Genomic DNA, 21,205 nt, shown 5'->3' with positions numbered 1-21,205 from the left:
TGCGGCTTTTTTTGATGAGCATTTCTGTTGCAAAAGGGGCTGGGCAATCATATAATCTAATTAGTCAAAGATGGTCAAATTAATCAGAGGAGCGTGATTTGATTGGTTCAATTCCAAAATCCAAACGAAGAGCAAAAGTCGCCATTGGAACAGTTCGGCCGCAATTTGGTTGAACAAGCACAGTCCGGAAAGATGGATCCGGTCATCGGGCGCGATCAGGAAATCCGCAATGTCATCCGGATTCTTTCTAGAAAGACAAAGAATAATCCGGTATTGATCGGTGAACCGGGCGTCGGGAAAACCGCAATCGTCGAAGGGCTGGCACAGCGCATCGTCCGCAACGATGTGCCGGAGGGCTTGAAGGACCGTGTCATTTATGAACTCGATATGAGTGCACTGATTGCAGGCGCAAAATACCGGGGGGAATTCGAGGAACGGCTGAAAAGCGTATTGAAGCAAGTGAAAGATAGTGAAGGGCAGATCATCCTGTTTATCGACGAGATCCATACGATCGTTGGCGCCGGTAAAACGGAAGGCGCGATGGACGCCGGAAATATGCTCAAACCGATGCTTGCGCGCGGAGAGCTGTATTGCATCGGAGCCACCACTTTGGATGAATACCGTATGCACATCGAAAAAGATGCGGCACTTGAGCGTCGCTTCCAGCAAGTGATGGTGCGCGAGCCTTCTGTCGAAGATGCGGTATCGATTCTACGCGGATTAAAAGAGCGTTTCGAGCTCCACCACGGCGTGCGCATCCATGACCGGGCGATTGTTGCAGCCGCTACAATGTCTGATCGGTACATCACGGAACGATTTCTTCCGGACAAGGCAATCGACTTGATCGATGAAGCGTGTGCGATGATCCGGACAGAAATCGACTCCATGCCACAAGAGCTTGATGAAGTGACGCGGCGCCTCATGCAGCTCGAAATTGAAGAGCAGGCCCTTCGAAAAGAAAAAGACGAAGCGAGCAAAACACGCCTCGCTGCGCTGCGCGAAGAGATTGAAGAGCTGAAGTCTTCTTCTGAAGGTATGCAGCAGCAATGGAACGAAGAAAAGCAATCGCTTCAGAAAATCCAGGCCAAGCGCGAACAATTGGATCAATACCGCCGACAGCTGGAAGATGCGGAAAACAAATATGATTTGAATACCGCGGCGATGTTGCGCCATGGGAAAATTCCAGAGCTTGAAAAGAACTGAGCGCGATGGAAGTCGAACTTGCCGGCGACGGCGGGGAGCGTTTGCTTCGCGAAGAAGTGACCGAAGAAGAAATTGCTGGCATCGTCGCCCGATGGACGGGTATACCGGTAACGAAATTGGTCGAAGGCGAGCGTGAAAAGTTATTGCGCCTCGGGGATACATTGAAAGAGCGCGTCATCGGCCAAGACAGAGCCGTCGAACTGGTGACAGAAGCGGTATGGCGTGCACGTGCCGGCATTAAAGATGAACAAAAACCTATCGGCTCGTTCATTTTCCTTGGGCCGACCGGTGTCGGGAAAACAGAGCTTGCGAAATCGCTGGCAGCGAACTTATTCGATTCGGAAGACCATTTCATCCGCATCGACATGTCCGAGTATATGGAAAAGCATAGCGTATCGCGCCTTGTCGGGGCGCCTCCTGGATACATCGGCTACGAAGAAGGCGGCCAATTAACAGAAGCGGTTCGCCGCAATCCGTATTCCGTTGTATTGCTGGATGAGATCGAGAAAGCCCATCCGGATGTCGCGAATATCCTTTTGCAGATCCTGGACGATGGGCGCATCACGGACAGCCAAGGGCGGCTCGTGAACTTCTCCAACACCGTCGTTATCATGACATCAAATATCGGTTCCCAGCATATCAGCGCAAGTAGTGACGAACACGATACAGAAGACATCGTCATGATGGAACTGCGCAAGCATTTCCGGCCGGAGCTGTTGAACCGCATTGACGATATCGTCATTTTCCATTCCCTAGCGAATGAGCATTTCTATGGCATCGCCAAGAAAATGATCAGTGAATTGGCGACGAGAATGAAACAACAGCAAATTTCCTTGGAAGTTGAGGATTCAGTCATCGATTACATCATCGAAGCGGGAACCGACCCAGTTTTCGGGGCGCGCCCGCTGAAACGCTTTATCCAGCGTGAAATCGAGACACGCATCGCCAAGGAATTGATCAAAGGAGAGGTCACTCCAGGCTCCACAATGAAAGTATCGATGGACGCCAATAAACAATTGCTTATCACTGTATAAGGAAAGCCGCATTTCATTGAAATGCGGCTTTTTTCTATCTAAACCGTCAGATTCAGCCAAATAAAAAAACGGAAGCCACTGGGGCTTCCGTTTTTATCGTTATTAATATTCTTTCGCTGCTTCTTTAGGGATGATAGCATCCATCACGATGATCAATACTGTGACTGCCACTGCCATGAAAATACCGATCATGAAGTCGAATGGCACGTTTTGCACGGCACTTACTACGTAGTTCAACATTGAAATAATAAGGACAGACCAGAAAAGTGTTCCGATATATTGCATCTGTTTTCACCTCTATATATAGAATAACTAGCTTTATCATAGCATAAGGAAGCCTTTTCAGAAAGAAAGTTTCGTGCCTTTCGAAAGTTTTTGTCAGAAATATGTCGGCAACTTGAAATCAGTGGGAAAAGGGCGTATCATTAACACCAGGTACTAATAATTGATGTTAATCGAAAAGAGGGACATAGATATGAATGCTGGAATCATCGGTACCGGCAGATGCCTACCGGAAGATAAATTGACCAACTTTGATTTAGAGCAGCGCATGGACACCTCGGATGAATGGATCCGGACCATGACCGGGATTGAAGAACGCCGGATCGCAAACGATGAACAAGATACATCGGATATGGCACGGGTCGCGGCACAAAAGGCGATTGAGGATGCCGGCATCGATCCAGCGGACATCGGATTGATCTTGGTGGCAACAGTTACGCCAGACCGCCCGTTTCCGTCTGTTTCCTGCGATATCCAGCAACAGATCGGCGCTGTAAATGCGGCCGCTATGGATATCTCTGCAGCATGTGCTGGATTCATGTACGGCGTTATTACAGCGAAACAATTTATCGAGTCGGACACGTATCGCTACGTCCTAGTAGTTGGTGTTGAGAAGCTCTCGAAAATCACCAACTGGGAAGACCGCAATACGGCCGTATTATTCGGCGACGGGGCCGGCGCTGCCGTGATCGGCAAAGTGTCGGAAGGCCGCGGGATATTATCGTTCGAACTCGGAGCGGATGGCTCAGGCGGCGAACATTTGTATCAAGACAAGCATTTGGTGATGAATGGCCGTGAAGTGTTCAAGTTTGCGGTGCGCCAGATGGGCGAATCAGCCATTAACGTCATTGAAAAAGCAGGTTTGGATAAAGAGGATGTCGATTTTCTCATACCGCATCAGGCGAATATCCGGATCATGGAATCATCCCGGGCCCGTCTTGACTTGCCGGTAGAGAAGATGTCGAAGACCATACAAAAATACGGAAACACCTCAGCTGCGTCGATTCCGATTTCCCTTGTGGAAGATTTAGAGGAAGGCCGCATTAAAGACGATGATGTCGTCGTCATGGTCGGCTTCGGGGGCGGATTGACTTGGGGCGCAATTGCTATGAAGTGGGGGAAATAATCGGATATGCGAAAGGAAGTAAAAGAAATGGAAAATCGTCGTGTAGTCATTACAGGTATCGGTGCCGTAACACCGCTTGGAAATAGCGCAGAATCTACGTGGGAAGCGGTGAAGGCAGGGCGTTCAGGCGTCGGCCCGTTGACGCGCATCGATGCAGATCAGTATCCGGCGAAAGTTGCCGCTGAATTGAAGGATTTTTCGATTGAAGATTATATCGAGCGCAAAGAAGCTCGTAAGATGGACCGCTTCACGCATTACGCACTCGCCTCATCCATTATGGCAATGAAAGATGCAGCGCTGGAGTTGGATGAAAAGACAGCTCTTCGTACAGGCGTCTGGATCGGATCAGGAATCGGCGGGATGGAAACGATTGAAAACCAGATGGACGTGTTGAACTCGCGTGGCGTCCGCCGCATCAGCCCGTTCTTCGTGCCAATGATCATTCCGGACATGGCGTCTGGGCAAGTGTCGATCCATTTCGGCGCAAAAGCGATCAACTCCTGCTCAGTGACAGCTTGTGCATCCGGTACAAACTCAATCGGTGATGCCTTTAAAGTCATTCAGCGCGGCGATGCCGATGTCATGATTTCGGGCGGTGCGGAAGCTCCGATCACTCGTCTTTCTGTTGCTGGATTCACGGCGAATACCGCATTGACAACAAATAATGATGCATCGACCGCATCACGCCCATTCGATAAAAACCGCGACGGCTTTGTTATCGGTGAAGGTGCTGGAATCGTCATCTTAGAAGAATACGAACACGCAAAAGCACGCGGCGCAAAAATCTATGCAGAACTCGTCGGATACGGTTCGACTGGCGATGCGCATCATATTACAGCTCCAGCCCCAGGCGGTGAAGGAGCAGCGCGTGCCATGCAGCAAGCCATCGAAGACGCAGGCATCGAAAAGACTGATGTCGGCTATATCAATGCCCATGGAACGAGCACTCCATATAACGATTTGTTCGAGACAATGGCGGTCAAAACCGTGTTTGGCGACCATGCCTATCAACTTGGCATGAGCTCGACGAAATCAATGACTGGCCATTTGCTCGGTGCAGCTGGCGGAATTGAAGCGATCTTTACGGCGCTGGCTTTGAAAGAAGGCGTCATGCCGCCAACAATCAATTATGAAACACCAGATGAGGAATTGAACTTGGACTATGTGGCGAATGAAGCAAGAACTGCGGAATTCTCCTATGCGATGAGCAATTCGCTTGGGTTTGGCGGACATAACGCTTCACTCGTATTGAAAAAAGTTTAAAGCTTATTGAAAAGCTCCCGATGCCGGGAGCTTTTTTATTATCCATTTCTTATAATGATAAAAAAATGCAAGTGGTGAATAAGTGAAGAAAATCAGTCATAGCAAGGGTTAGAGAGAAGAAATGATTATCTGTTTTGGTAATCATTGCTTAAAATACAAAAATTATATTGCGCATGTAATACTTTTGTAATATGCTTAAAACTAGTTAGAATTGACAGAAAAAAAAGAATTTTGAGGTGTTTTCATGACAGCTATGTATGGATCTAAAGAGACTACACCGCTCTTGCGGGTCAAAAACCTCCAGACAGGTTTCAAAATAGACGGAGATTATTACAATGCAGTCGAGGATGTCAGTTTCAATGTCCTCCCTAAGCAAATCGTCGGTGTTGTCGGCGAATCGGGCTGCGGCAAAAGTGTCATGTCATTGTCCATTATGCAATTGCTGCCAAACGGCATCGGAAAGATTCGCGGCGGCGCGATCGAATTCGAAGGACAGGACATTTCCGCGTTTTCGGATAAGCAGATGAACAGCATTCGCGGAAAAGACATCTCGATGATTTTTCAGGAACCGATGACTTCTCTCAATCCGGTTTTCACCATCGGCTATCAAATAGAAGAAGTGATCTTAAACCATGAGAAGCTAACGAAAAAAGAAGCGCGGCTGCGGTCGGTCGCTTTATTGAAGCAAGTGGGAATTCCACGTGCTGAACAAATCGTCACGGAGTATCCCCACCAATTATCCGGAGGGATGCGCCAGCGTGTCATGATCGCGATGGCGATTGCCTGCCAGCCGAAACTGTTGATCGCCGACGAACCGACAACAGCCTTGGATGTAACAGTTCAAGCGCAAATCCTCGAGTTGTTAAAAGGTATACAGGAAGCAAATGATATGTCGATCATCCTTATTACGCATGACCTGGGGGTAGTTGCAGAAATTTGCGACGAAGTACTGGTCATGTATGCGGGCAAAATCGTGGAGCGCGCATTTGTCGAAGATTTGTTCCGCAATCCAAAACACCCGTATACCGAATTACTAATGAAAGCGATCCCGAAAATGGATGAAGACGTAGAAGAGCTCGCGACAATCGAAGGGCTGGTGCCGTCCGTCATCAATATGCCACAAGTGGGTTGCCGTTTTGCGAACCGCTGCCCGAAGGCGATGGCGGAATGCTTGACAGTGACGCCGAAGCTTGCGGAAGTGGCCGATCGCCATGAAGCTGCGTGCCTATTATATGAAGAAAGCTGGCCCACGGACGGAAAAAGAGAACGAGAAGGAGTCGCCGCATTATGACCACTAGAGATTTTATCCAGGACCGCATCGACCACTTAGATAAGCGTGAAAATCTCCTCGAAATTCGCAATCTGAAAAAATACTACCCGGTAACCGGTGGCTTTTTCAAGCGGACCATCGGCAATGTCAAAGCGGTGGACGATGTGTCGTTCGCTATCAGAAAAGGCGAAACGCTTGGTCTGGTCGGCGAATCGGGCTGCGGCAAATCAACTGCGGGACGGACTATCTTGAGGCTCATGAAACCGACAGGAGGCGAGATCCTCTTTGAAGGGAAAGACATCACACGATTATCGGGATCCAAATTGCAAAAAGCGCGGCGTGATTTTCAAATGGTGTTCCAAGATCCATACGCATCGCTGAATCCGACGCAGATGGTCGGCGACATTATTGCCGAGCCAATCCTGAACTATGAAAAGCGCAATAAAAAAGAGTTGGAGCAGGAAATCAAAACACTCCTAAAACGAGTTGGCTTGCCTGAAGAGGCTTATTATAAATACGCTCATGAATTTTCCGGCGGCCAAAGACAGCGCATCGGAATCGCCCGGGCGCTGGCACTGCACCCCAAGCTGATTGTAGCGGATGAACCGGTATCCGCACTCGATGTATCCGTGCAATCACAGGTGTTGAACTTGTTGAAAGAACTGCAAATCAATTCGATCTGACTTATCTCTTTATTGCACACGATTTAAGTGTCGTAAAGCATATGAGCGATCGAATCGGAGTGATGTATTTGGGCAACCTCGTAGAGCTTGCTTCAAATAAAGATTTATACAAAGAACCGCTGCATCCTTACACGCAAGCGCTCATTTCCGCAATTCCGGAACCGAATCCGGCGAAGCGGAAAGAGCGGATTGTCTTAAAAGGGGATGTGCCGAGCCCGCAAAACCCGCCTACCGGCTGCCCGTTCCATACGCGCTGCCCGGTGGTGATGGAAATCTGCTCACAAGAGAAACCAGCGTTGGCGGAAGTAAGGCCAGGCCATCAAGTTGCGTGCCATTTGTATTAATCAAAAAATTTTTTTAGGGGGAAAAGAGATGAAGAAAAAATCCTTGCTCTGGCTCTTCGCGCTCGTACTCATTGTTTCCGCATTCCTAGCGGCGTGCGGCGGAGGCAGCGATGATGCCAGTGAGTCAGGCTCAGAAGGCGAAGGTTCTGAAGGTGCAGCAGACGGCGAACCACAAAAAGGCGGAACGCTCGTATACGGCCTTGACGCTCCACCGGAAGGTTTATATTCTTCCGCATTTTACGGCATTGCCACTGATTTTGAAGTCATCGAACTATTTGATGAAGCATTGATCAGCTATAACGAAAACTTGGAGCCTGAACCGAACGTCGCTTCTTGGGAGACCGAGGATAATAAAGTCTTCAACTTCACATTCGAAGAAGGCGTGAAATGGCATAACGGCGAAGAGTTGACTGTCAACGACTGGGTATTTGCGCTTGAAACGATCGCAGATCCTGATTATGACGGCCCCCGCTACGCAAACGTGCAAACAATTGAAGGCGCTGAAGCATACCGCAGCGGCGACGCCGATTCCATTTCTGGGATCGAAGTGGTCAGTGATTATGAAATCAACATCACTTTCGACGAAGCACGCGTCAACAACCTAACCAACCTATGGGCATATCCGCTGCCTGAGTCTGTTCTTGGCGATGTACCGGTTGCCGAAATGTCAGCATCTGAATGGGTACGTTCGACTCCAATCGGAATCGGGCCATTCAAAGTAGACAAAATCGTTCCTGGCGAGTCGGTCGAATTCTCGAAATTCGATGAGTACTGGAACGGCGATGTCAACTTGGATAAAATCGTTCTACGCGTTATCGATAACTCTTCAGTTGTCGGCGCATTGCAGAACAACGATATCGACATGATCTCCCTTCAGCCGGTATCCGGGCCTGAAGTAGAACCTCTAGAAAATGTTGAAATCGTTACTTACCCTGGATTGACTTATTATTATGTAGGATTCAAGCTCGGTAAATTCGATAACGAATCCCAAACAATCACAGAAGAACTGCCGAAATACCAAAGCAAAGAGCTTCGCCAGGCGATGATGTATGCGTTGAACCGCCAGGAATGGGTGGATGCATTCTTCTTCGGCTATGCTGATGTTGTCAATAAGCCAGTACCGTCTGCCCACTGGAATTCAGCAGATGACAGCGAATTGACTCAATATGAATACGATCCTGAAAAATCGAAGCAAATGTTGGATGAAGCAGGATACGTCGATACGAACGATGACGGATTCCGCGAAGATCCAAATGGCGACGAGTTTGTCGTGAAATTCTCGCATTATGCAACAGGCAACCCGACTTTCGAATCCCGTGCACAAGCAATCGCCCAGTATTTCGAAGCAGTCGGACTGCGTTCTGAAGTGGAAATGGTCGAAGTAAACCTTTACTACGATATGGTCGAAAAAGATGATGCTTCCATTGAAACATTCTTCGGCGGCTGGGGTACGGGAACTGACCCGGATCCATCTGGACTATGGAAAGCAGACCAGCTTTGGAACTACACACGCTACAACAATCCTGAAGCAGATCAATTGCTAGACGACGCACTTGATATCGAAATCGTCGGCACTGACCAGGAAAAACGCAAAGAATTGTATGTAGAATGGCAGAAGATCGTCAACGAAGACCTCCCGATGCTTTACATCGCGGAACTAGAAGAAATTAAGGCATTGAACACGCGTGTCGGCGGAGTTGAATATGACGTATCCGGTCAAAACAGCCCTGCTGAATGGTTCGTAACAGAATAAAATCAGCAACAAACCTTCAACGATGGGCGACCCGCCCATCGTTGAATCTTTATATGAAGCTCTTATGCACGGTAAGGGCTGTTTCAAAAAACAATCCTTACCGTGCACGAGAGCACAGCCGAGAACCTATCAGACAAGGAGAGTACCTATGCTTAAATATTCGATTAGACGGTTGCTTGGAATGATTCCGATGCTGATTTTGATTTCCATCGTGGTCTTCAGCCTCGCCAAACTGATGCCGGGCGATTCACTCAGCGGGGAAATCGACCCGCTTAACACCAGTCCGGAATACATAGCAGAAATGCGTGAGAAGCTCGGCTATAATGACCCTTTGCCAGTCCAGTATTTTAATTGGATCACTGGATTCGTCCAAGGGGATTTCGGTAAATCCACACGCTTTCAAATTCCGGTATTCGATTTGATCATGGAAAAAGTGCCAAATACTTTATTATTGGGCGTGACAGCTCTTGTCATCACCTATATCATGGCGTTTATTATGGGGATGTATTCAGGCAGGCGCCCTTATACTTTAGGTGATAATGCCATTGCAGGATTCAATTATGTCATGCTGGCAATTCCATCTTTTGTCGCTGCCGTATTTGCGATTTATATTTTTGCATTCCAGTTGAACTGGTTCCCGTTTGCAGGGTCCGTGGATATTTTGGTGGAAGAAGGCAGCTTTGAGTATTATATTAGCCGCATGCACCACGTATTGCTGCCGGCGATTGTCCTGGGGGCGATGAGCACGGCGAGCTATACACAGTTTTTGCGCAACGACATCATCGAGAACTCCCGCAAGGATTTTGTCCGGACAGCGCGCGCAAAAGGCACACCAATGAAAAAAATCTATAATGTCCATATCCTGCGCAATTCGATCATTCCCTTGGTCACATTCCTTGGATTTGATTTTGCCGCGTTAATCGGGGGAGCCATCATTACAGAAACGATTTTCACTTATCCGGGAATCGGCCAGCTGTTTTTGGAATCTGTGACGAGCCGTGATTATCCGACATTGATGGCCTTGACTATGCTTTTGTCGTTCCTTACATTATTTGGTAATTTATTGGCAGATATTCTATACGGCGTCGTGGACCCACGAATTCGCCTGGATTGAGGAGGAAGCAGTAAAATGGCATCATCAACTACCATTACCCAACAAAAGAAGCCGGAAAGAAGCTTATCTCCTTGGCAGATTGCCAGAAGAAAGTTCGTGCGCAACAAATTGGCGATGATCAGTTCCTTTTTCATTTTGCTGGTCACTTTAATGTCACTCTCGGCACCGTTCCTCGCACCCGTATTGTCACCGCTGCCGGATATTTCAAAAGTGAATATCGGGGCGATGAATATCGAACCGAACGGCGAACATCTTCTCGGCACGGATAAAAGCGGTCGCGATGTCTTGACGCGTTTGTTCTACGGGGGTCGGATTTCGCTATTGGTCGGCTTTAGCGCAACGCTCATCGTCATCACTTTAGGAACAGTGGTCGGGGCACTTGCTGGATTTTTCGGCGGCTTTATCGATAGCATCCTGATGCGCTTCACGGATTTCGTGCTGAATTTCCCATTCCTTGTATTCGTCATCGTCTTAAACACGATCCTTTATGGCATCGTGGATGGATTGTGGGTCTTGATCATGGTCATCGGGGCGCTCAGCTGGGGCGGTGTCGCTCGCTTAGTGCGCAGCAAAGTGTTGGCGGAAAAAGAGAATGAGTATATCCTGGCCGCTTTATCGATCGGCTGTTCTCCGTTTAAAGTCATTACGAAACACCTATTGCCGAACGTCATCTCAACCATCATCGTTCAAGGGACCTTGATTTTTGCAACGATGATCGTCATCGAATCAGCACTTAGCTATTTAGGCTTTGGCGTCCCGCAAGCGACACCGAGCTGGGGCAATATGCTGTCATCCGCCAATGAGCCGGATGTCCTGCAAGGCAAACCGTGGATCTGGATGCCTCCAGCCATCATCATTACCTTGACGATCCTGTCAATTAACTTCATCGGTGAAGGGCTGAAGGATGCATTGAACCCGAAGTCATTGCGCTAATATAAAGCAAACAAAAAGGATGGACGCGTGGCATGCCGCGCGTCCATCCTTTTTATGTTCATGCATTAACGTTTGCGTTTGCGGCCTAGGCCCATCGCGTTCTCCATTTTCTTCAATGTTTTATTGGCGATGAAATTAGCTTTTCTGCGCCTTCGTCGAGAATGGTGTCGAGCTCCTCAGAGTCGAGCAGTTTATAGTAGCGGTCTTGGATCGGCGCTAAATGGTGCGTGATCGCTTTGGCAACACCTGCTTTGAAATCGCCATAGCCGCCGCCTTCGTATTTAGCGACCAGTTCATCGATGGAGGCTCCGGTCAAGGCAGCTTCGATCGATAGGAGATTCGAAACGCCAGGCTTGTTCTCGGGATCGTATTTAACGATTCCTTCTGAGTCGGTGACGGCGCTCTTCACTTTCTTTTCGATCGTTTTTAAATCATCGAGCAAAGTGATGATCGACTTTTTATTTGAATCGGACTTACTCATCTTTTTCAAAGGATCCTGCAAGGACATGACGCGTGCGCCGTGTTTCGGTATCCGGATGTCAGGCATCGTGAAGATGTCATTATATTTTCTATTGAAACGCTCCGCCAAATCGCGCGTCAATTCAATATGCTGTTTCTGGTCATCGCCGACAGGGACGATATCCGTTTGGTACAAAAGAATGTCAGCAGCCATTAAAGGCGGATAAGTCAGGAGGCCAGCAGAGATAGAAGCGGCCTTGGCCGATTTATCTTTGAACTGTGTCATGCGCTCGAGCTCCCCGATGGTCGATACACATTGCAGCATCCAGCCCGCCTGAGCGTGCGCGGGTACTTCCGATTGGATAAATAGCGTGACTTTTTCCGGGTCGATGCCGACAGCAAGGTAAAGCGCAGCCAGCGATTTAATATTCTTTCTTAATTCAAGACGGTCTTGCGGCATGGTGATGGCATGTTGGTCAACGATGCAGAAGATGCAATCGTATTCTTCCTGCAGTTCAGTAAACTGCTTGAACGCCCCGATATAATTGCCGAGTGTGACCGTGCCGGTTGGCTGTACGCCTGAAAAGATTTTCTTCAATGCAATTCCTCCTCTAAGTAGATGGTCCTAAAAATGAATATAAAAAAGCACATCTCCGTCCCTGGAACTAAAGGGACGAATGATGTGCGGTTCCGCGGTACCACCCTGGTTGCCGCAAAGCGGCCTCTTGTCTCCGTAACGTGGAGAATACGAAAGCGGCTACTAGTTTCGCCGCTTTAGCTCGAAAGTCCATTCAATGCAGTCTTCTGCCTGTTCACACCAGCCACAAGCTCTCTTATATAGAAGGAACTGCATCTACTACTCTTTGTCAACGCTCATTTTGTATTGGTTTATTATAATACAAAGAGATTGGCCCTGCAATACGCAATTCTACGATTGATGAAAGCCAGCCAAACGGCGGCCATGGCAACTAAAGTCGCCCGCCCACAATCAAGAGTGGGGAACTTGAGAATGCCAGCACTTCCGATGGGAGGCGCATCTCGTCGTCTTCTAATGTGGATTTGCTTTTGAAGACCTTGCGCATGCTCATTGTAAATATATCAAAACCCTGTCCGGACGACGAACACCCAAGTCCCGAAAACACAAAATTCCCCGTAGATAAAGGAGTTATTGATGTATGATAGCAGTGAAAACGGCTCACTTCGTATAAGCATCGTCAGCACAATGATCAACTGCACGGCGGCAATTCCGATGATTATTTTTTTCATATTGGCACCCCTATTCGTTCTTAATTGTAGAAGAAATAACAAAAAAAATCAAAAAATTATTTTAAATCTAATTGAGAAGAAAACGCTTACATGACGCGCTTTTCAGCTTATTGACTGCTTTTCTATCTGCTTAATTGTGATTGAAAGTGTAAAATATTCCAAAAAAAACGCTGTACAACAAAAAATATTTATGTATAATTAATCATGTACCAATTTTTCAGAAAATTTAAGGGGGCAAAATCAGTGAAAAACAGCAAGATTTTATGGCTACTTGGCCTGGTTTTGGTACTTAGTGCTTTCCTAGCTGCTTGCGGCGGCGGAGACGACACTGATACTGGGACGGAAAACACAGACACAGAAGAGACAGAAGGTGCAGAAGGCGCAGAAGGCAACGGCGGCGAACCTGACTCTGTACAAGAACTAAACTTGATCGAAGGAGCAGAAATCCCGTCAATGGATTCTTCGATTGCTGAGGATGCAGTAGCATTCAACATCCTTAACAACGTAAACGAAGGTTTGTTCCGTTTGAACCAAGAAAACATTGCTGAGCCTGCTCTTGCTGAAGGCGAGCCTGAAATCAGTGAAGACGGCTTGACGTACACTTTCAAACTACGTGATGCTAACTGGTCGGACGGTACACCGGTCACAGCTAACGATTTCGTCTATGCTTGGCAGCGCGCGATTGACCCAGACACTGGTTCACCTTACGGGCCTTACATGATGGCTGGAACAATCAAAAACGCTAAAGAAGTATCTGAAGGGGACATGGAAGTCTCTGAACTAGGAATCACAGCTGAAGACGACAAGACTCTTGTCGTAGAACTTGAGCGCCCGACTCCTTACTTCATGTCATTGATGGCTTTCGGTACATTCTATCCATTGAACGAAGAATTCGTAACTGAGCAAGGCGATAACTACGCTTCTAACTCTGAAACAATCCTATACAACGGGCCGTTCACTCTAACAAACTGGGATGGCACTGGCCTTACTTGGACAATGGAGAAAAATCCAGAGTACTGGGATGCTGAAACTGTTCAACTTGAAACAGTTAATGTTGACGTAGTTAAAGAAACTTCAACTGCAGTAAACCTTTACCAATCTGGTGAAAAAGACCGCGTAGGACTTTCTGGTGAATTTGCAATGCAGTACGCTGAAGACCCAGAAGTTGTGAAAGAACTTGAACCAACTTTGTTCTACTTGAAATTCAACCAAGAACGTGATGGCGAAGAAACGCCACTCGCTAACGAAAACATCCGTAAAGCGATTGCAACAGGATTCAACAAGCAAGACCTTGTAGATGTAGTTCTAGCGAACGGATCTCTTCCGGCTAACTACCTAGTACCAACTGATTTCACTTTCAACGAAGCGGGCGAAGACTTCCGTGACATCAACGGAGACATGCTTCCATTCAACGCTGACGAAGCGAAAACTTACTGGGAACAAGGCCTAGAGGAAATCGGCGAAACAGAAGTCACTCTTGAACTTCTCGGCGGCGACTCGGAGCTTGCTGGTAAAATGGATGCTTACTTGAAAGAACAGCTTGAAACAAACCTTGAAGGTTTGACAGTTAACTTGAAAGCTGTACCATTCGGCGTACGCCTTGAGCTTGATGAAGCACAAGACTACGATATCCAAAACTCTGGTTGGGGCCCTGACTTCCAGGATCCGATGACATTCATCGACCTATTCGTAACTGGCGCTTCTCACAACTTGATGTCTTACTCTAACGAAGAGTTCGATAACTTGGTAGAGCAAGCTAAAGGCAAATTGGCACAGGATGCTGAAGGACGCTGGGAAGCAATGGCTCAAGCTGAAAAATCTTGATTGAAGAAGACGCTGCTATCGCACCGATTTATCAGCGCGGTATCATGTCCCTTCAAAAGCCATATGTTAACAACATCGTCAAACACCCATTCGGTGGAGATTACAGCTACAAATGGGCTTACATTTCCGGTAAGGAATAAGAATTCCCAACTGAATGTACTTTAGGAAAACATAATAGAAAGAGAGTATATCAAGGGATTGATATACTCTCTTTTCTACTGTGAAGAAATTCACCGAAAATTAACGGTATTCTGCTTAATCAGAAAAGTACAAGCGTCTTTTGATGCTTGAGATCATAGAGCGATTTTATTTTGGAGGTGCACCATGGCACGCTATATTGGAAAAAGATTAATTTACATGTTCATCACTTTAGCGCTTATTGCCACGTTTACATTTTTCTTGATGAAAATATTACCAGGTTCCCCAATTGCTTCCGCAGATAAGCTATCTCCTGAACAACGGGCAGTCGTAGAGGCACGGTACGGACTGGACCAACCCCTTCCTGTTCAATATTTCGATTATATGTTTGGTTTGCTTAAAGGTGATTTGGGTATTTCGATTAACCAATTCAAAGGCGCAAACGTAACGGATGTTATTTTAAGCCGCATGGGGCCGTCAGCCCAGATCGGATTCCAGGGAATGCTACTCGGAACTGTTCTCGGAATCCTCTTCGGGATGGTCGCGGCGCTCAGGCAAAATACTTGGGTGGATTATGGAAGTACGGTCGTTGCGATTATCGGTATATCCATTCCATCATTCGTTTTTGCATCCATGCTACAATACTGGCTCGGTTTAAAATGGGACCTGTTCCCAGTGGCGCTGTGGAAAGATGGATTCATGTCCAGCGTACTGCCGTCAATAGCATTGGCGATGTTCCCACTGGCAACGGCTGCAAGGTTTATTCGTACAGAAATGATCGAAGTTCTTGGATCTGACTATATCACTTTAGCAAAAGCTAAAGGGGCCAGCGGGTCTGAAATCGCTTTCAAACATGCATTCCGAAATGCTTTGATTCCATTGATCACGGTTCTTGGGCCGATGGCAGTCAGCATTTTGACAGGCTCACTCGTAGTCGAACAGATTTTTGCGATTCCTGGAATCGGTGAGCAGTTCGTAAAATCAATCATGGTCAATGACTTCTCGATTATCATGGGTACGACAATATTCTTCTCTGTATTCTTGATCGTGGTTATTTTGATCGTAGATATTTTGTATGGCGTCATCGATCCTCGTATTCGTCTTTCAGGAGGTAAGAGTTAATGACACAGAATTATGAAAAGCTACCTCAAGATGCGTTTACACGCATTCCTAGAGATACACAAGAGGCAGAGAAAATCTCTAAACCAAGTGTCAGTTTTTGGCAGGATGCTTGGCGCAGCCTGAAGAAAAACAAAGGTGCGATCATTAGTTTGATCCTATTTGGCTTGATTCTTATCATGTCATTCGTCGGGCCGATGATCAGCCCGTACGAACCAAATGACCAAACCATCACGCACGCCAACTTGCCCCCGAAAATGCCTGTTATCGAAAACCTGGGCATCATGGATGGGGTAGGTACACTTGGCGGACGCGAAGTTGACTTATACGAAATGAAGAATGTCGAACAGAATTACTGGTTCGGTACAGACGGCCTTGGCCGTGACATGTTCTCACGTGTATGGAAAGGGACACAAGTTTCCTTGTTCATCGCATTCGTGGCAGCAGCGATTGATATGTTGATCGGCGTCATCTACGGTGGGATTTCCGGCTATTTCGGAGGCCGTATAGATGATGTCATGCAGCGTATCGTTGAGATTTTGACAGGTATTCCAAACCTAGTCGTCGTTATCCTCTTTATCCTCATCATGGACCCGGGGATACTCGCGATCATCATCGCCCTGACGATAACCGGTTGGACCGGCATGTCGCGGGTAGTACGTGGGCAAGTTCTTAAATACAAGAGCCAGGAATTCGTTCTTGCAGCCCGTACACTCGGTGCGAGTGATAGCCGCATCATCTGGAAGCATTTGATGCCGAACGTTCTCGGTGTCATCATCATCAACACGATGTTCACGATCCCAGGCGCTATTTTCTTCGAAGCTTTCTTGAGCTTTATCGGGCTCGGACTACAGGCTCCGGATGCGTCTCTTGGGACATTGATCAATGATGGCTATAAACTGATTCAGTATCAGCCGCATATTCTCTTGTTCCCGGCTGTAGTGTTGAGTTTGATCATGATTGCATTTAACTTAATTGGTGACGGCTTGCGTGATGCGCTCGATCCGAAGATGAAAGATTAAGGAGGAAAGCCTTAGATGGAAAAAATACTTCAAGTAAAAGACCTCGAACTTTCCTTCAACACATATGGTGGCGAAGTAAAGGCAATCCGAGGCGTTAACTTTGATCTATATAAAGGTGAAACATTGGCAATCGTAGGAGAATCCGGTTCCGGTAAATCCGTTACCACCAAATCAATCATGCGTTTATTGCCTGAAGAGAGTGCTGAATTTAAAAGCGGGGAAATCCTGTTCGGCGGGCGTGACTTGACGAAGTTGAGCGATAAGGAAATGCAGAAAATCCGCGGTAAAGACATCTCGATGATTTTCCAGGACCCTATGACATCGCTCAACCCGACGATGCCGATCGGCCGACAGATTACAGAGCCGATTTTGAAGCACCAAAAAATCAGCAAAGATGAAGCGAAAAAAGTAGCGATTGACTTGCTGCGCCTGGTCGGCATGCCTAAACCGGAACTTCGCATGAAACAATATCCTCACCAATTCTCAGGTGGACAGCGCCAGCGGATCGTTATTGCCATTGCTCTAGCGTGCAACCCGCAGATCTTGATCGCCGATGAGCCGACAACTGCTCTCGATGTGACGATCCAAGCGCAAATCCTGGAATTGATGAAAGACTTGCAGAAAAAAATCGACACCTCGATCATTTTCATCACCCACGACCTTGGGGTTGTGGCAAACGTAGCAGACCGCGTAGCTGTTATGTACGGTGGGAAGATCGTAGAAATCGGCACAGTCGATGAAATTTTCTACAACCCGCAGCATCCATACACATGGGGCCTTCTCAGTTCAATGCCTTCAATGGATGCAGAAGATGCAAAACTGTATGCGATTCCTGGCACGCCACCGGATCTTCTCGATCCGCCAAAAGGCGATGCATTTGCGCTGCGCAGTGAATACGCCATGAAGATTGATATGGAACAGCCGCCTCCGTTCTTTAAAGTCAGCGATACGCACATGGCGGCCACATGGCTTCTTCATCCTGAAGCGCCAACAGTCGAACCTCCTAAAATGGTCATCGAACGGATGAAAAAGTTCCCTGGAAGCCGTTATTATGAAGGGAGCGCGAACTAATGGCTGAAAAATTGGTTGAAATAAAGAATCTCAAACAGCATTTCAATGTTGGTAAAGCAAACGAAGTAAAAGCAGTAGATGGCATTTCTTTCGATATTTACAAAGGCGAAACGCTTGGGCTTGTAGGCGAGTCAGGTTGCGGAAATCCACAACCGGCCGCTCGATCATTCGCTTGTACGATGCGACGGATGGCCAAAGTACTTTATGAGGGAGAAAGTGTGCACGGCAAGAAAACAAGAAAGACCTGAAGAAATTCAACCGCAAAATGCAGATGATTTTCCAGGATCCTTACGCTTCCTTGAACCAGCGAATGAAAGTCATGGATATCATCGCGGAAGGCATCGATATCCACGGTTTGGCAAAAGATGCTAGCGACCGTAAGAAAATGGTCTATGACCTATTGGAAACGGTTGGCTTGAACAAAGAGCACGCTAACCGCTATCCGCATGAATTCTCAGGCGGACAGCGCCAGCGTCTAGGCATTGCGCGTGCTTTGGCGGTAGATCCGGACTTTATTATTGCAGATGAACCGATCTCTGCACTTGATGTTTCCATCAAAGCGCAGGTCGTCAACTTGCTGAAAGAACTTCAGGAAGAAAAGGGCTTGACGTATTTGTTCATCGCACACGATTTGTCGATGGTTAAATACATTTCAGACCGCATTGGCGTGATGTACTTCGGTAAATTGGTGGAATTGGCGCCAGCTGATGAATTGTACGAAAACCCGATGCACCCATATACGCAATCATTGCTTTCGGCTATTCCGCTTCCAGACCCGAACTATGAGCGCAATCGTACGCGTAAAGCTTATGACCCGGCAGTCCATAACTACACGGATGGGGAAGATGTGAAAATGCGCGAAGTTTCACCGAACCATTTTGTAGACTGCTCAGAGAAAGAATTTGCAGAGCTGCAAGAGCGTCTAGCAGCCAAAAAGTAAAACTTGAAAAGCACGTGCCTGTTTAAGGGCACGTGCTTTTTTTGTGTGTAAATGGAATAGATGTTGGAAATAACTGATCAAAACAAATAAATGTCTGAGTTTCTCTAAATTTACTAAATTATCCTGCTTAAAGCCCTTAAAAATGGTAGACTGGAGAAAAGCGGAAAAGGTGTGTGAATCTGTATGAAATCCTTGAAATGGCTTGCTGCGTCTTTATTTTTACTGGGGAGCGCCAGCACTGTGCAGGCGGCTGAAACCGCAACGGAAGATTTTTCGACCCGTACATATGAAATGGTGAGCATCGACTCAGGGCTGCTTGGGACATCGCAGCGCTTCGGTTTCGATTCAGGATTGAATTTCGAATATCCTGATGCGGTCCGCGGAATATTCGTCACTGGGAACTCAGCCGGGGGAGCCCGGTTTTCTTCATTGGTCGATCTCGTAGGAAATACCGATTTGAACGCGATGGTCATTGACGTCAAGGAAGACATGGGGCATTTAACGTATATCCCGGAAGAAGATTCCTCGCTGGCCGATAAAGGCATCGGAACTTCGCTGATTAAAGACCCGCGTGCAATGCTTGAGCAAATGGAACAGGAGCAGATTTACCCGATTGCTCGTGTGGTGGTCTTCAAGGATACGGTACTTGCGGAACAGCATCCTGAACTTTCCTTTACAACAGGCGGCCAAGTCTGGACAAACGGCCGAGGGGAAGCATTCGTCAATCCATTCATGAAGGAAGTTTGGGATTACAACGTGCAAGTGGCGATCGAAGCCGCAAAAATGGGATTCAAGGAAATCCAATTCGATTACGTGCGTTTCCCTGAAGGATTTGAGCGGCTTGGCGAGCAGCTGGACTATTCGATGGGCGACTACGAAGAATCCAAGTTGGACCCGGTACAGCGCCGTGTAGAAGCTGTGACGGATTTTGTTGCTTATGCGAAAGAACAACTCGAACCCTATGGTGTAGAGGTATCGGTTGATATCTTCGGCTATGCCGCAACCTTGCCGGAAGCACCTGGCATCGGGCAGAACTTCTCGAAAATCTCAGAGAATGTCGATGTCATCTCCTCGATGATATACCTAGCCACTGGACATCATACTTCGGCATTGCAAAGCCAGATTTGGAACCATACAAACTGGTAGCCGAATATGCAAAGTGGAAAATGAAGTGCTTTCCAAGCTGGATGAAGCGCCTGTCTCACGGCCATGGCTGCAGGATTTCACCGCCAGCTACCTGGGCGCAGGAAACTATAAGCGTTACGGAAAGGCAGAAGTGTGAAGCCCAGATCCGTGCATTGAATGACCAAGGAATCGATGAATTCCTTCTTTGGAATGCAGGGAACAGCTACTCGCGGGGCGTCGACTACACACCTGAATAAACAAAATGCCCTTGCTGTCGTAAAGACGAATAGCAGGGGCATTTTGAATCTTTGCAAAAGCCGTTTAAATTAGTCAGCAAAATGAAACCTTTTAAGTGATGAGACGTACTATATAATAGAAGCTTTATTTTCAAAGAATTCCGTAAATGAGAATAAATTTTCTTATTGAAGTTTAATCGATAAAAGAGCGGGTAAATTTCTAGTGTATAAGTTTTACAAACTCTCAGAAAATGTAGCGAGACTGTGACAGAATCAATGTTTTTAAAATTCTCGCTGTCAGCTATATATTACTGAAGCCTAATGTTGTATAATGATTGTAGAGCTTCTAAACGATAGTGATTCTAATTTAAGAATGAATTCCCTCAACATCTATGAATCCGAAAGGAAGTGCTCCATTATGATGGTTACATTATTCACTTCTCCAAGCTGTACGTCTTGCCGTAAGGCGAAAGCGTGGCTGGAAGAACATGATATTCCATATACAGAACGCAATATCTTCTCTGAACCTTTGACAATAAGTGAAATCAAAGAAATTCTACGTATGACAGAGGACGGAACGGATGAAATCATTTCGACTCGTTCGAAGATCTTCCAAAACTGAATGTAGACGTAGAGAGCTTGCCATTGCAGCGCCTCTATGAATTGATCCAGGAACATCCGGGCTTATTGAGACGCCCGATTATCATGGATGAAAACGCCTGCAAGTCGGTTATAACGAAGATGAGATCCGCCGATTCCTGCCACGTAAAGTGCGCGTATCAATTGCTGGAAGCTCAGCGCATGGTCAACTGAGAATAAGGAGAAAAGCTGTCCGGTCTTTATGGCATTTCATAAGGGATCATGGGACGGCTTTTCTTTATCTTTTAGCATATCGCCTGGACGGAGTTTTCCAGCTGGGCATGTGGTTATCATCTTGATTAGTTGCAAAAGTCTGTCGATTCGATTAGACTCTAAGATAATTATCTTCTGGTGCCGCCTA

At 47.0% G+C, this 21,205-nt stretch carries 11 protein-coding genes, 7 pseudogenes and 1 other annotated feature; of the genes and pseudogenes, 15 read left to right on the top strand and 3 right to left on the bottom strand.

The window, feature by feature from the left end; genetic code table 11:
• Positions 1-102 precede the first annotated feature (102 nt).
• A pseudogene (locus CW734_RS19445) lies at positions 103-2,237 on the top strand (ATP-dependent Clp protease ATP-binding subunit).
• Between the two features lie 102 nt (positions 2,238-2,339).
• Here CW734_RS19445 and CW734_RS12305 read toward each other — a convergent pair.
• On the bottom strand, positions 2,340-2,522 hold the full coding sequence (locus CW734_RS12305) for a YjzD family protein (protein ID WP_101190675.1): 183 nt from the start codon (positions 2,520-2,522) through the stop codon (positions 2,340-2,342).
• A gap of 190 nt (positions 2,523-2,712) precedes the next feature.
• On the opposite strand from CW734_RS12305, the gene CW734_RS12300 reads away from it, so the two are divergent.
• The 7 genes and pseudogenes from CW734_RS12300 to opp4C all read left to right on the top strand — a co-directional run bounded on the left by CW734_RS12300 (position 2,713) and on the right by opp4C (position 11,005).
• Positions 2,713-3,645 carry a beta-ketoacyl-ACP synthase III gene (locus CW734_RS12300; RefSeq protein ID WP_101190674.1) on the top strand — a complete coding sequence of 311 codons (933 nt, stop codon included), beginning with the start codon at positions 2,713-2,715 and terminating at the stop codon, positions 3,643-3,645.
• A 27-nt stretch (positions 3,646-3,672) separates the two neighbouring features.
• Positions 3,673-4,908: a beta-ketoacyl-ACP synthase II gene (gene fabF, locus CW734_RS12295; RefSeq protein WP_101190673.1), complete on the top strand. Its 1,236-nt coding sequence runs from the start codon at positions 3,673-3,675 to the stop codon at positions 4,906-4,908.
• A gap of 244 nt (positions 4,909-5,152) precedes the next feature.
• Positions 5,153-6,199, top strand: a complete 1,047-nt coding sequence (locus CW734_RS12290) for an ABC transporter ATP-binding protein (RefSeq protein ID WP_232787047.1) — start codon at positions 5,153-5,155, stop codon at positions 6,197-6,199.
• Positions 6,196-7,205, top strand: a pseudogene (locus CW734_RS12285) (ABC transporter ATP-binding protein). Before CW734_RS12290 ends, CW734_RS12285 begins: the two are co-directional and overlap by 4 nt.
• Positions 7,206-7,233: 28 nt before the next feature.
• Positions 7,234-8,958: an oligopeptide ABC transporter substrate-binding protein gene (gene opp4A, locus CW734_RS12280; RefSeq protein WP_101190672.1), complete on the top strand. Its 1,725-nt coding sequence runs from the start codon at positions 7,234-7,236 to the stop codon at positions 8,956-8,958.
• A 148-nt stretch (positions 8,959-9,106) separates the two neighbouring features.
• On the top strand, positions 9,107-10,072 hold the full coding sequence (gene opp4B, locus CW734_RS12275; RefSeq protein WP_101190671.1) for an oligopeptide ABC transporter permease: 966 nt from the start codon (positions 9,107-9,109) through the stop codon (positions 10,070-10,072).
• Between the two features lie 15 nt (positions 10,073-10,087).
• Positions 10,088-11,005 (top strand): oligopeptide ABC transporter permease, encoded by a 918-nt coding sequence (opp4C, locus tag CW734_RS12270; RefSeq protein ID WP_101190670.1) that lies wholly within the window; start codon positions 10,088-10,090, stop codon positions 11,003-11,005.
• 65 nt (positions 11,006-11,070) lie between these two features.
• Here the strand turns inward: opp4C and trpS are convergent.
• Positions 11,071-12,062, bottom strand: a pseudogene (gene trpS, locus CW734_RS12265) (tryptophan--tRNA ligase).
• Between the two features lie 68 nt (positions 12,063-12,130).
• Positions 12,131-12,343 (bottom strand) — a binding site (T-box leader).
• A gap of 219 nt (positions 12,344-12,562) precedes the next feature.
• Positions 12,563-12,730, bottom strand: a complete 168-nt coding sequence (locus CW734_RS19080; RefSeq protein WP_232787046.1) for a hypothetical protein — start codon at positions 12,728-12,730, stop codon at positions 12,563-12,565.
• A gap of 243 nt (positions 12,731-12,973) precedes the next feature.
• Here CW734_RS19080 and CW734_RS12255 point away from each other — a divergent pair.
• The 7 genes and pseudogenes from CW734_RS12255 (at position 12,974) to spxA (ending at position 21,018) form a co-directional block, all read left to right on the top strand.
• Positions 12,974-14,694, top strand: a pseudogene (locus CW734_RS12255) (peptide ABC transporter substrate-binding protein).
• Positions 14,695-14,878: 184 nt separating this feature from the next.
• The gene (opp3b, locus tag CW734_RS12250; protein ID WP_101190669.1) at positions 14,879-15,814 is read left to right on the top strand and encodes an oligopeptide ABC transporter permease; all 936 of its coding nucleotides are present in this window, start codon (positions 14,879-14,881) and stop codon (positions 15,812-15,814) included.
• Positions 15,814-16,833 carry an oligopeptide ABC transporter permease gene (gene opp3C / locus CW734_RS12245; protein ID WP_101190668.1) on the top strand — a complete coding sequence of 340 codons (1,020 nt, stop codon included), beginning with the start codon at positions 15,814-15,816 and terminating at the stop codon, positions 16,831-16,833. Before opp3b ends, opp3C begins: the two co-directional genes overlap by 1 nt.
• Before the next feature lie 15 nt (positions 16,834-16,848).
• Entirely contained in the window at positions 16,849-17,904 is a 1,056-nt protein-coding gene (locus tag CW734_RS12240; RefSeq protein ID WP_101190667.1) for an ABC transporter ATP-binding protein, read from the top strand.
• Positions 17,904-18,844, top strand: a pseudogene (locus CW734_RS12235) (ABC transporter ATP-binding protein). Before CW734_RS12240 ends, CW734_RS12235 begins: the two are co-directional and overlap by 1 nt.
• A gap of 291 nt (positions 18,845-19,135) precedes the next feature.
• A pseudogene (locus CW734_RS12230) lies at positions 19,136-20,226 on the top strand (putative glycoside hydrolase).
• Positions 20,227-20,626: 400 nt separating this feature from the next.
• Positions 20,627-21,018, top strand: a pseudogene (gene spxA / locus CW734_RS12225) (transcriptional regulator SpxA).
• The last annotated feature ends 187 nt before the right edge of the window (positions 21,019-21,205 follow it).

Origin of the sequence: Planococcus sp. MB-3u-03, assembly GCF_002833405.1 — a bacterium.
GTDB lineage: Bacteria > Bacillota > Bacilli > Bacillales_A > Planococcaceae > Planococcus.
Note: the sequence above shows the minus strand (reverse complement) of the source record. Positions and strands in the feature narration are given on the sequence as shown.

Coding starts and splice junctions, on each gene's coding strand:
- opp3b (WP_101190669.1), top strand. CDS start 14,879: ATGGCACGCTATATTGGAAAAAGATTAATTTACATGTTCATCACTTTA.
- opp4A (WP_101190672.1), top strand. CDS start 7,234: ATGAAGAAAAAATCCTTGCTCTGGCTCTTCGCGCTCGTACTCATTGTT.
- CW734_RS12240 (WP_101190667.1), top strand. CDS start 16,849: ATGGAAAAAATACTTCAAGTAAAAGACCTCGAACTTTCCTTCAACACA.
- opp3C (WP_101190668.1), top strand. CDS start 15,814: ATGACACAGAATTATGAAAAGCTACCTCAAGATGCGTTTACACGCATT.
- CW734_RS12300 (WP_101190674.1), top strand. CDS start 2,713: ATGAATGCTGGAATCATCGGTACCGGCAGATGCCTACCGGAAGATAAA.
- CW734_RS12290 (WP_232787047.1), top strand. CDS start 5,153: ATGACAGCTATGTATGGATCTAAAGAGACTACACCGCTCTTGCGGGTC.
- CW734_RS12305 (WP_101190675.1), bottom strand. CDS start 2,522: ATGCAATATATCGGAACACTTTTCTGGTCTGTCCTTATTATTTCAATG.
- opp4B (WP_101190671.1), top strand. CDS start 9,107: ATGCTTAAATATTCGATTAGACGGTTGCTTGGAATGATTCCGATGCTG.
- CW734_RS19080 (WP_232787046.1), bottom strand. CDS start 12,730: ATGAAAAAAATAATCATCGGAATTGCCGCCGTGCAGTTGATCATTGTG.
- fabF (WP_101190673.1), top strand. CDS start 3,673: ATGGAAAATCGTCGTGTAGTCATTACAGGTATCGGTGCCGTAACACCG.
- opp4C (WP_101190670.1), top strand. CDS start 10,088: ATGGCATCATCAACTACCATTACCCAACAAAAGAAGCCGGAAAGAAGC.